The 11,263-nt window shown below is 52.7% G+C and carries 9 protein-coding genes and 1 pseudogene; 6 read left to right on the top strand and 4 right to left on the bottom strand.

The window, feature by feature from the left end; translation table 11 throughout:
• Positions 1 to 58: 58 nt before the first annotated feature.
• Positions 59 to 199 (bottom strand): annotated as a pseudogene (locus AC52W5_RS07455) (hypothetical protein); the annotation flags it as partial.
• 375 nt (positions 200 to 574) lie between these two features.
• On the opposite strand from AC52W5_RS07455, the gene AC52W5_RS07450 reads away from it, so the two are divergent.
• Positions 575 to 877 (top strand): hypothetical protein, encoded by a 303-nt coding sequence (locus AC52W5_RS07450; RefSeq protein ID WP_495670540.1) that lies wholly within the window; start codon positions 575 to 577, stop codon positions 875 to 877.
• Positions 878 to 960: 83 nt separating this feature from the next.
• Here AC52W5_RS07450 and AC52W5_RS07445 read toward each other — a convergent pair whose 3' ends face one another.
• Positions 961 to 1,887 carry a LysR family transcriptional regulator gene (locus AC52W5_RS07445; RefSeq protein ID WP_495670539.1) on the bottom strand — a complete coding sequence of 309 codons (927 nt, stop codon included), beginning with the start codon at positions 1,885 to 1,887 and terminating at the stop codon, positions 961 to 963.
• A gap of 141 nt (positions 1,888 to 2,028) precedes the next feature.
• On the opposite strand from AC52W5_RS07445, the gene AC52W5_RS07440 reads away from it, so the two are divergent.
• From AC52W5_RS07440 to asd, 5 genes are all read left to right on the top strand, one after another.
• Complete coding sequence (locus tag AC52W5_RS07440) at positions 2,029 to 3,498, top strand: ribulose-bisphosphate carboxylase large subunit (protein ID WP_074972112.1); 1,470 nt, start codon at positions 2,029 to 2,031, stop codon at positions 3,496 to 3,498.
• A 23-nt stretch (positions 3,499 to 3,521) separates the two neighbouring features.
• Positions 3,522 to 3,956, top strand: a complete 435-nt coding sequence (locus tag AC52W5_RS07435; protein WP_074972113.1) for a ribulose bisphosphate carboxylase small subunit — start codon at positions 3,522 to 3,524, stop codon at positions 3,954 to 3,956.
• 180 nt (positions 3,957 to 4,136) lie between these two features.
• On the top strand, positions 4,137 to 5,099 hold the full coding sequence (gene cbbX, locus AC52W5_RS07430) for a CbbX protein (protein ID WP_495670538.1): 963 nt from the start codon (positions 4,137 to 4,139) through the stop codon (positions 5,097 to 5,099).
• 366 nt (positions 5,100 to 5,465) lie between these two features.
• Positions 5,466 to 7,286: an ABCB family ABC transporter ATP-binding protein/permease gene (locus tag AC52W5_RS07425; RefSeq protein WP_495670537.1), complete on the top strand. Its 1,821-nt coding sequence runs from the start codon at positions 5,466 to 5,468 to the stop codon at positions 7,284 to 7,286.
• A gap of 144 nt (positions 7,287 to 7,430) precedes the next feature.
• A complete protein-coding gene (asd, locus tag AC52W5_RS07420; RefSeq protein WP_495670536.1) occupies positions 7,431 to 8,300 on the top strand; it encodes an archaetidylserine decarboxylase in 870 nt (289 codons plus the stop codon).
• Between the two features lie 240 nt (positions 8,301 to 8,540).
• Here the strand turns inward: asd and galU are convergent, their stop codons facing one another.
• Positions 8,541 to 9,572, bottom strand: a complete 1,032-nt coding sequence (gene galU / locus AC52W5_RS07415) for a UTP--glucose-1-phosphate uridylyltransferase GalU (RefSeq protein ID WP_495670535.1) — start codon at positions 9,570 to 9,572, stop codon at positions 8,541 to 8,543.
• 91 nt (positions 9,573 to 9,663) lie between these two features.
• Positions 9,664 to 11,208: a cytochrome B6 gene (locus tag AC52W5_RS07410; protein WP_143104251.1), complete on the bottom strand. Its 1,545-nt coding sequence runs from the start codon at positions 11,206 to 11,208 to the stop codon at positions 9,664 to 9,666.
• Positions 11,209 to 11,263 lie beyond the last annotated feature (55 nt).

Here is an 11,263-nt window from a genome sequence, read left to right as displayed (position 1 = left end):
GTAATATGTACACCGGCAGCCTTCCGTTCTTGGAGGCAGACGTAGATGAATTTACTCTCTAGTCACCTGAGGCTGAGGGTTTTCCAGCGAGTTCTACATCCGCTTTCCTGATTAGCTGTCTGTAAAATCGCTTCTCACTTCCCCCTGATTTATCGCCTGCGATAAGCACAATGGCTCTTTGTTCTGGATCGAAGGCAAAAACCGCCCGCCATACCTACACTATTTAAGGAATGAAAAAAGACAATTCTAATGAAAAGCGTGGTATCAAAATGCGAGAGCAGGATGAGGAAAAAGGATGAAGCTTCCGGATACCTTACAGCCAGACTTGGATTCTTGAGCAGTGCGAGGCTCGCGAGCGCCAGATTTTAACTGCGGGAAGAAAGCCCGCCCCTGTCACGCCATAAGTTTCACCTGGTATTTGCTGATCTCGCCCAACTGACATCAACGACATTTTGGCCTAAACTGAAGATAGCGTAGTCTTTCAGAGCCTTTCTTTCAGAGACTATCGCAGGAATTTGTGATTCATGATTTTTGGTAGCCGCTATTGGATGAATCTAACCGAGGAGACATCACCATGACACAAAAACGAAAAATGAAGCTTATTATTGCAACCATTCCTTTTTTAATGGCCACGGGCAGTCTCGCAACCAATGCCAATGCAAGTGAACATGAAGGAGGAAGCGATGCTTCTGTAATGAAAAGAGAAGCAGACGGTAGTGTCAGTAAAAAAGAATTCATGAAACACCACGAGTGGATGTTTGACCAAAATGACAAAAACCATAACGGTAAGCTTGAACCCGATGAAATGAAAAACCTGCACAAAATGGTGAGTAAAATGCATGAGCGCTTTGAACAGGAATATAGACAAAAAAAATAGCTAACGTATAGGAATTTATTCGAAGCCTTAGCCGACAGTATTTTTACTCTGTCGGCTAAGGCTTGGGGTGTTTAGTCCCGCAGTCAAAATGAGGCTTCAGCCCGGTTGTGTGACATCAATCCGCGAGCCTCTTTCAGCAGAAATTCCTGGAATGCCTGCGCAACGCTGGAGAGCCGCTTGTGCTTTCGATGAACGATATGCCAGTAGCGCATGATGGGAAAATCCTCGACATCGAGAATCTTCAACCGTTTCGTTTCCAGTTCCAGTTCCACTGTATGCAGCGAGGTGATGCCCAGACCCATACCCGCCTGGACCGCCTGCTTGATTGCCTCGCTGGTGTCGGTTTCCATTCCCCTGTTGAGTGAAATATGGTGTGATGCGAAAAAACGCTCCATCGCGCCGCGTGTGCCGGAGCCTGGCTCCCGCACGAGAAATGTTTCCTGCTCCAGCCGCTTGACTGGAATCTTCCGCACCTTGCATAAGGGATGCTGCGGCGGAGCGATGACAACCAGGGGATTCTCCATGAATGATTCGGTTGCAATATCCAGATCTTCCGGCGGCTGGCCCATGATGGCAAGATCGATTACATTGTCGGACAGTTGCTTGAGCACTATTTCACGATTGGATACGTTGAGGCTGACAGTAATATCCGGGTAGCGCTGGCAGAACTTGGCCAGTAGATGTGGGGCAAAATAGTTGGCGGTGCTAACCACTGAAATATTGAGCCTGCCTCGTTCCAGCCCTTTCAGTTCATCAAGCGCCAGTTCCATGTCTGCCAGCTGCTGGGAGATGGCACGGCTGTAATGATAAAGTTCGCGCCCCGCGTCGGTCAGGTAGATTTTTTTACCCATCTGCTCGAACAACGGAAGCTCAACAGCGTCTTCCAGTTGCTTGATCTGCATGGAGACTGCCGGCTGGGTAAGATGCAGAGCCTCTGCCGCGCGGGAAAAACTCAGATGGCGGGCAACCGATTCAAAGACCTTTAACTGCCGCAGCGTAATATGCAGCATCTTGCCTCTGGTTGGTGGGAGAGCGAAAGCATATAAGCAAAATGTTATCATAACAATCAAAACATGTGACTGTTATTTATAGTAATACCCGTTACAATTCTTTTCGTAGCACCTTTATCTACCCTTACGAGGAGAACTGCCATGAGTGAAGCAATTACCGGCGCCGAGCGATACAAATCCGGCGTAATCCCCTACAAGAAAATGGGTTACTGGGAGCCTGACTATGTGCCCAAGGATACCGACGTTATCGCCATGTTCCGTATCACGCCCCAGCCAGGAGTGGAGCCCGAGGAGGCAGCAGCGGCGGTAGCGGGTGAGTCTTCCACCGCAACCTGGACCGTTGTGTGGACCGACCGGCTGACTGCGTGCGAACTTTATCGCGCGAAAGCCTATCGTACCGACCCCGTGCCCAATACCGGCGAAGGCACCAAGACCGAACAGCAGTATTTCGCCTACATCGCCTATGACCTGGACTTGTTCGAGCCAGGCTCCATCGCCAACCTGACGGCCTCCATCATCGGCAACGTGTTCGGCTTCAAGGCTGTGAAAGCGTTGCGTCTCGAAGACATGCGCATTCCGGTCGCCTATCTGAAGACCTTCGATGGTCCCGCAACCGGCATCATCGTAGAGCGCGAGCGCCTCGACAAATTCGGCCGGCCGCTGCTCGGCGCCACCACCAAGCCGAAACTGGGTCTTTCCGGCCGCAACTACGGCCGCGTGGTATATGAAGGACTCAAGGGTGGTCTTGATTTCATGAAAGACGACGAGAACATCAACTCGCAACCCTTCATGCACTGGCGTGACCGCTTCCTGTACTGTATGGAAGCAGTCAACAAGGCTTCTGCCGCTACCGGTGAAGTCAAGGGTCACTACCTGAACGTTACCGCAGGTACCATGGAACAAATGTATGAGCGCGCGGAATTCGCCAAGTCCCTTGGCTCCGTCATCATCATGATCGACCTCGTGATCGGCTACACCGCGATCCAGTCGATGGCCAAGTGGGCGCGCAAGAACGACATGATCCTGCACCTGCACCGTGCCGGCAACTCCACCTATTCCCGCCAGAAGAACCATGGCATGAACTTCCGCGTCATCTGCAAGTGGATGCGGATGGCAGGCGTGGATCACATCCACGCAGGCACCGTGGTGGGCAAGCTGGAAGGCGATCCCCTCATGATCAAGGGCTTCTACGACACCCTGCGCGACCGCCACACACCGGTAAGCCTGGAGCATGGACTGTTCTTCGAGCAGGACTGGGCTTCGCTGAACAAGGTCATGCCGGTTGCTTCGGGCGGTATCCATGCAGGCCAGATGCACCAATTGCTGGATTATCTCGGCGAAGACGTGATACTGCAGTTTGGTGGCGGCACCATCGGACACCCGCAGGGCATTCAGGCTGGCGCTGTCGCCAATCGTGTGGCGCTGGAGGCAATGGTCATGGCGCGCAACGAAGGTCGCGACTATGTGAAGGAAGGTCCCCAGATTCTGGAAGAAGCCGCCAGATGGTGCACGCCGCTCAAGCAGGCGCTGGATACGTGGAAGGACATCACCTTCAACTATGAATCCACCGACACCGCCGACTTCGTGCCGAGCGAAACGGCCAGCGTTTAATCGTATCAAGGAGAAACCACATCATGATGACCAATTTTCAAAACCGTCTCACGCAAGGGCAATTTTCTTTTCTGCCCCCGCTGACGGACAAGCAGATTTCGGCGCAAATCAAATACGCGCTGAAAAACAACTGGGCCATCGGGATTGAATATACCGATGATCCGCATCCCCGCAACACGTATTGGGAAATGTTCGGTAACCCGATGTTCGACCTGAAGGACCCCGCAGGTATCCTGCAGGAGATCAACGATTGCCGCAAGACCTATCCGAACCACTACATCCGTGTCACGGCTTTCGACTCATCGCGCGGTGTGGAAAGCCCGGCGATGTCCTACATCGTCAACCGCCCGAAGAACGAGCCTGGCTTTGGCGTGGTGCGTCAGGAAGTGGATGGCCGGCAAGTCCGCTATACCATCCATTCCTACGCAACGGAAAAACCGGAAGCCGAGCGGTACTGATGATTTCCTCCCCTTCCCCGGAAGGGGAGAGCCAACTTCGGACAAGACGGCGGGCGCTTTAACCGGCCCGCTGCCTCAACCAGTCTGATTTCCCTGATAATTCCATGTAAGGCCACTTTCCGGTAAACCAATAACCGAGGTACGGGTCCTAATATTTTATTTCCTTTTGGTGGATCAAACGTGACAACACAACTGAAAGAAATTCCCCTTTCCGATACCGGTTCCATCGATCTGGAAGCCGAGTTTCAAGCATCCAACATCAAGGAAGTACTGGATAAGCTTGATCGCGAGCTGATTGGCTTGAAACCGGTGAAAACCCGCATCCGCGAAACCGCGGCCCTGTTGCTGGTGGACCGTGTCCGCAAGAAACTGGATCTCACTGCCGGTGCGCCCAGCCTGCACATGTCGTTCACTGGCAATCCGGGCACCGGAAAAACCACGGTGGCGCAGCGTATGTCCGAGATCCTGCACCGCCTGGGCTATGTGCGTGAAGGGCATCTTGTTTCCGTGACCCGCGACGATCTGGTAGGTCAATATATCGGTCATACCGCCCCCAAGACCAAGGAAGTTATAAAAAAGGCCATGGGCGGCGTGCTGTTCATCGACGAGGCCTATTACCTCTACAAACCCGAGAATGAACGCGATTACGGGGCTGAGTCGATCGAAATCCTGCTGCAGGTGATGGAAAACAACCGGGACGATCTGGTTGTCATCCTTGCCGGTTACAAGGACCGCATGGACAAATTCTTCCGCAGCAATCCTGGCATGCGGTCGCGGATAGCTCATCACATCGATTTTCCCGACTATTCTCCGGATGAACTGGTGGCTATCGCCAAGCTTATGCTGGCATCACAGAATTACCGTTTCAGTACAGAAGCGGAAAAGGCCTTTGGCGAATACATCCGGTTGAGGATGAAAATGGATCATTTTGCCAATGCACGTTCCGTACGCAATGCTCTCGATCGCGCAAGACTGCGTCAGGCCAACCGCTTGTTCGAAGGAGCAAGGAAAAACCTGTCACGCACCGATCTGATCACCCTCGAAGCGGAGGATATCCGGGCAAGCCGTGTATTCCTGGAAGGCGCTGTTGATCTGGATGGAGATGAGGGCGCAAGCCGGGAATTATCCGAAGAATCGACATAAGCTGCTTCCATGGGTCAACCGGTATTGCAATACCTGGCAACTCAACATTGCAGCACGCATCGAACAAGGCGCCCGATTGGGCGCCTTTTTTATCAGCTTCCCTTGAGAATTATAGAAAGGGGTATGAACACGGGTATTTGCTCAACCAGCTGAAATCCAGTTTGTACCATCGGCCTTCAAGCGCGCCGGAAAGTGTTTTGCAGCACTTTGCGCCTCCGCTTCGCGCCATGTAGGCTTGGCTCCTGGCTTGCAGGATACGCAAATCCACTCTCAAAACACCTCGCCATTATCCCGTTGATCCGGCGATATCCAGCTAAGGGCGCGTTATACTCCTTCTGAACTACCCTCATTACCTGGAATTCAACGATGCGCCCTACCCGTCTGGAAAAGCCGCCCACCAACCGGAACGACTGGAAGACCGTCCGTACGCTGCTGCCCTATTTATGGGAATTCAAAGGCAGGGTAGTGGCGGCAGTGGTATTGATGTTCATGGCCAAGCTTGCCAACGTGGCAATACCACTGGTACTGAAAGAAATTATCGACGCGCTCGATCGTCCCCGCGCCCTGCTGGTCTTGCCGGTTCTGTTGCTGCTAGCGTATGGGCTCCTGCGCCTCTGCAGCACACTCTTCGGAGAGTTGCGTGACGCCGTGTTCGCCAAGGTAACCCAGCGCGCCATTCGCCGGGTGGCAATCAAGGTATTCAGCCATTTACATGCGCTGTCGCTGCGCTTTCACCTGCAAAGGCAGACGGGAGGAGTGTCGCGGGATATTGAACGGGGAAGCCGCGGTATTTCGTTTCTCCTCAATTTCATGCTGTTCAACATCCTCCCGACTCTGCTGGAAATCAGCCTGGTTGCAATCATCCTCATCTCCGGGTACAGCATCTGGTTTTCTGTGATCATCCTTGGCACGCTGGCGGCCTACATTGCGCTCACGCTCATCGTGACTGAATGGCGAATGATTTTTCGGAGAACCATGAATGACATGGATTCAAAAGCCAACACTCAGGCAATTGATAGCCTTCTGAACTACGAAACAGTCAAGTATTTCGGCAATGAATCCTGGGAAGCGCGGCGCTACGATGAGCACATGCAAAAATGGGAAATTGCGGCAGTTCGTAATCAGACATCTTTGGCCGCACTCAATTCGGGGCAGAGCGCCATCATAGCAATAGGAATAACTGCGCTGATGTGGCTTGCCGCCGACGGCGTGATTCAGGGTTCCATGTCATTGGGAGACCTGGTGCTCGTCAATGCTTACATGCTCCAACTCTATATGCCACTGCATTTTCTTGGATTCGTTTACCGGGAGATCAAGCATTCTCTGGCGGACATGGAAAAGATGTTCAATTTACTGGCGGAGAATGAAGAGATCCAGGATAAACGAGGTGCAGCAACCCTTATTGCCGGAAACGCACCCGTACGCTTCGAAGCGGTAAATTTCAGTTATGAACCGGACCGCCAGATTCTGTTTGATGTCAGCTTCGACATTCCGGCAGGACGCAGCGTCGCAGTAGTTGGTCACAGTGGATCAGGCAAGTCCACCCTCGCACGGTTACTCTTTCGCTTTTACGATGTCAGCAGCGGGCGCATTCTGATAAATGGGCAGGATATCAGGGATGTCACCCAGAGCAGCCTGAGAGCGGCGATAGGTATCGTTCCGCAGGACAGCGTGCTGTTCAACGATACCATTTATTACAATATTTCCTATGGCAACCCTAAGGCAAGCACTGAAGAAGTATTTGAAGCTGCAAGATCCGCTCATCTTCATGATTTCATCGAGAGTCTGCCGGACAAGTACCAGACCGTCGTTGGAGAAAGAGGGTTAAAACTTTCCGGCGGTGAAAAGCAGCGGGTAGCGATAGCTCGCGCAGTCTTGAAAAATCCCGGAATCCTTATCTTCGATGAGGCCACCTCCGCTCTGGATTCAAAATCGGAGAAAAGCATTCAGGGGGAGATGCGCCGTATCGCTGCCAATCGCACCACACTGACGATTGCCCACCGTTTATCCACCATCGTCGATTCCGATCAGATTCTGGTAATGGACCATGGTCGCATCGTCGAGCGCGGTACTCACCGGGAACTCCTCTCGATGAATGGAGCCTATACTTATATGTGGGAACTGCAGCAACAGGAAGAACAAACCAGACTTCAACTTGTAACCGGCGGTCTGGGACACAGGCTATAATAGGGTGTTCGCATCCGAGGATTCACATCCTGCGAAAAGGATATTATGACATCCCGATGACGCGAACCTGGAGTAAAAATCGACTTACGAAGATTGATCGCTTAATACACTATAACCGCCCCTCTTCTTATCTCAAAAATTGCCATGCAGACAGCTTCTCTCTCTGTATTTCCTCAGTACTTATTGCCTAAACACGCGCTGACACTGCTGGCTGGACGTATTGCCAATGCCGATGCCGGCAGTCTCACCACGCTTCTTATCCGCTGGTTTGTCTGGCGCTACGGTGTCAATATGGATGAGGCGGTCAATTCGGATATCCGCAGCTACCGAACCTTCAACGATTTTTTTACCCGCCCTCTGCTTCTGGAGAGCCGTCCGATATCCGACGCAGATTATGTTTGTCCAGCCGACGGCCTCGTAAGCCAGCTGGGTGTCATTTCCGGCGACCAGATATTTCAAGCCAAGGGACACAATTATTCCGCCGCTGCGCTGCTGGGAGGGGATACCCGGCTGGCGGAAAAATTTTATGGAGGCAACTTTGCCACACTGTATCTGAGCCCGAGGGATTACCACCGGGTCCATATGCCTGTAGATGCGCGTGTGACCCGAATGATCTATGTTCCGGGAGATCTGTTCTCCGTGAACGCGAAAACGGTCCGCGGTGTCCCGGGGTTGTTTGCCCGCAACGAGCGGGTGATTTGCATATTTGAATCGGAATTCGGACCATTTGCTTTAGTACTGGTGGGTGCCACTATTGTTGGGAGTGTGGCCACCGTATGGCATGGGGTGGTCAACCCGCGGGACTCGGAGGGCGCGCGCGATGTGCGCGAGTGGCGGTATGACTCATCGGATCTGGTGCTCAAGAAAGGGGATGAAATGGGCAGATTCCAATTGGGATCAACAGTGGTAATGTTATTCCCGAAAAACGAAATAGTGTTTAATCCGGCCTGGGCTCCCGGCCGAACCATACGGTTCGGGGAAACGATGGCGGCCAAAGCTGATCAAGCCAGATAGAGAGAAAAGAGAAGAGCGTTCCTCATTTCCCTTTCCCCCTTCCCTCTCGCTCGCAGAGACGGCGGGTTGGAGGCAGGCTGAAGAAGTGCTATCAGGAAGAATACGGGAAGTGACGGGCCTCCCTGATCTCTTTGATCTTCACGACGACCCGCACGCCCCGGAATGGAGCCGGGTGAACCACGAGCAGGCAGGTCATCTTTAACTGGAAAATATAAGGATCTCGCTCTCTCAGGCGATCGATCATGCCTGGGCCGTCTTCAATATAGGTTCGTCCGCAGCAGTGGGTTCCGGTTCCTGTTGAAATTCCTGGATGAGCTCCTGCCCTACCCTTAATAAGGTTTCCCTGAACTCCATCGCCACCTCCGGGTGCTGCAAGCCATAGGCGATGGTCGCCTCCAGGAAGCCTGCCTTGCTGCCGCAATCATAATGCTTCCCTTGGTAACGGTAGGCCAGGACAGATTCCAGCTTGAGAAGGCCGGAGATTCCGTCAGTAAGCTGAATTTCCCCTCCTGTTCCAGGGTTCAGGTTGCTGATGCAGTCAAAGATGGCGGGTGACAGAACGTAACGGCCTACGATAGCCATCGTGGAAGGCGCAGCGTCAGGAGAAGGCTTTTCCACTAACCCCCTGATTTTCAGTGTCTCGCTCTCTGCATCTGCATCAAAAGCATCCACGATTCCATACCTCCGCGTCTGTTCGGGCGTAACCTGACGCACCGCTATGAGACTGCTTTGGACTTGTTCATACTGGGACACCATCTGTGCGAGTACAGGAGGATCTCCATCGATCAAATCGTCCGGAAGCAGTACGGCAAACGGTTCGTTGCCCACGAGATGCCGCGCGCAGTAAATTGCATGCCCCAAACCCCGGGGCTCCTCCTGCCGGACAAAGCTGAAATGAACGCCACTTGGCGTTAACTGTCGCAGCATTTTCAGCGAAGCGTGTTTTCCCTGCGAGGCCAATTCGCTTTCCAGTTCCACTGCCCGATGCAGATGATCTTCAATGGCGCGCTTGCTCCGATGGGTAATGAAAATGATTTCTTCGATACCTGCCGCAGCCGCTTCTTCCACCGCATACTGGATCAACGGCTTGTCCACAATGGGCAGCATTTCTTTGGCCACTGCCTTGGTCGCGGGCAGGAAGCGGGTGCCAAGTCCGGCTACGGGAAACACAGCCTTGCGCACCGTTCGCGGGGATTTGCGAACAGTGGGTCCAGCAGTCAACGAAAGCACATCTTTTCGGTTCATTACAACAGGTTTGGCAGTAATGCTCATGAGTAATCTCCCCCTAAAGCTTCATCTATACATAAATAATGTTACAAGAAGAGCGCTAAGCTCGAAAGATAATGCCCCTTAGGGGCATTGGTTATAGTTGCCTCATATAGGCGACCAAGTCGGACTTCTCCTCATCTGTGAGCTTGAGCCCCAGCACTAGGTTGAAAAACTCGACCGTATCTTCAAGGGTCAGCAGGCGCCCATCATGAAGGTACGGGGGACTATCCTTGATACCCCGCAGTGTGAAAGTCTTTATCGGCCCATCCCCCGGTTCATTCAGGAAGCGTTCGAGCTTCAGGTCATGCATCTGATGATCCAGAAACGTGGGGGGCTGGTGGCAGCTTGCGCATTGCCCCTTTCCAAAGAAGAGTTTCTCGCCGCGCATTTCCTTTTCTGTGGCTTTGGCTGGATCAAGTTTCCCGTCACTCTTGAGTTTTGGCGCGGGCGGAAAATCGAACATGTTCTGAAGCTGTGCCATATGACTTACATGAATCCGGTCAAATACGGGAAAGCCTTTTTTCATTGCACGGATCGGATCGCCATTGAAATAAGCGGTACGGAATTCGAACTCTGTGAAGTCTTCCACTGAACGCAGGCTACGTTTCGAACCGTGTATCTGCTGGTTAAACAGACCGCGCAGGCTTACCGTGTCGAGACGGAATCGGCGTTCTTCCGGGCGGATATCGGGACTCAGATGAAATTGCCCTGTCGTGTGGCCATTGATGTGGCAATCGAGGCAAGTCACTCCAAGACTCGGTTCGGTACTTTTACGATCGTCCGTCGGATTGAATTCTTCCTGAGGTAGTGGCGTGAGTAACATCTGCAACCCGTTGAGCTGTACGGGGGTCAAGATGTCCTTAAATAACCGATGAAAATTATTGATGGAAACCACCTCTCCGCGCGACACATCCCCTAATTCAGGCCGATTCTGGAGGAATATCGCTGGTGGAAACTCCGGCAAGAATTCTTCAGGTAAATCGAAATCGACATCAAACCTTTGCAGCCGAGGAAACATATCGATCTGCATTTGGGGAAACACCTGACCCCCCGTGGATTGCTTGGGATGCGGAAGGGCTGGATACGGAAATGCGTTTTTGCTCTTTATCTCTTCAGGCGCCATTCCGGCGAGTCTTTGCCACGTCATGCCCGGCGATAAGCGTGCCGTAGGGCCCACTGCCAGCGGCTTGCCGCGCGACATTTTTGCCTCCTTATCCAGCCGAGGCTTCAAATCATATCGTCGCTGCAGCAATTCACGCTGCGTTTGCATTACCTTTGGGCGCTCAGCCACATCTGCTTTCATGATTTCCTCAAAAGTTTGCATCGGCTTTTTGGCGTTGAACGGATCTCGGGAAAAATCAAATCCCAGAACCTTTCCGTTGTCAGGCTGATTCCCAAAAGCTTGCGAGGAAGGCATTGCATTCTTTGCATCAAAAATACTGGAACGATCATGTTCGTCTTTTTTCTGCTCCGGCCGGGTGACAGAGAGGCGGCGAGGTGTCTGGGCATCTTCAACCGCATCATGGGGGGCACGATTTGCGGAATGCTTCGCACGATCGTCCTGACTCAGGGCGCCATTCATTCCCGCACTCAAGCTGAGGAATCCTGCACCTAGGATAAGGATATTCATATTTTTCATCGTCGATCCTCCTTTCTTGACTGCGGGTAGCCACCAGCGGGCAGTTAGCACGCGC

Source organism: Nitrosospira sp. CT, assembly GCF_059489795.1.
Note: the sequence above shows the minus strand (reverse complement) of the source record. Positions and strands in the feature narration are given on the sequence as shown.

Bases quoted from the DNA above. Each gene is read 5' to 3' on its own strand.
- AC52W5_RS07450 (WP_495670540.1), top strand. From the start codon at position 575: ATGACACAAAAACGAAAAATGAAGCTTATTATTGCAACCATTCCTTTT.
- AC52W5_RS07445 (WP_495670539.1), bottom strand. From the start codon at position 1,887: ATGCTGCATATTACGCTGCGGCAGTTAAAGGTCTTTGAATCGGTTGCC.
- AC52W5_RS07440 (WP_074972112.1), top strand. From the start codon at position 2,029: ATGAGTGAAGCAATTACCGGCGCCGAGCGATACAAATCCGGCGTAATC.
- AC52W5_RS07435 (WP_074972113.1), top strand. From the start codon at position 3,522: ATGATGACCAATTTTCAAAACCGTCTCACGCAAGGGCAATTTTCTTTT.
- AC52W5_RS07425 (WP_495670537.1), top strand. From the start codon at position 5,466: ATGCGCCCTACCCGTCTGGAAAAGCCGCCCACCAACCGGAACGACTGG.
- asd (WP_495670536.1), top strand. From the start codon at position 7,431: ATGCAGACAGCTTCTCTCTCTGTATTTCCTCAGTACTTATTGCCTAAA.
- galU (WP_495670535.1), bottom strand. From the start codon at position 9,572: ATGAGCATTACTGCCAAACCTGTTGTAATGAACCGAAAAGATGTGCTT.
- AC52W5_RS07410 (WP_143104251.1), bottom strand. From the start codon at position 11,208: ATGAAAAATATGAATATCCTTATCCTAGGTGCAGGATTCCTCAGCTTG.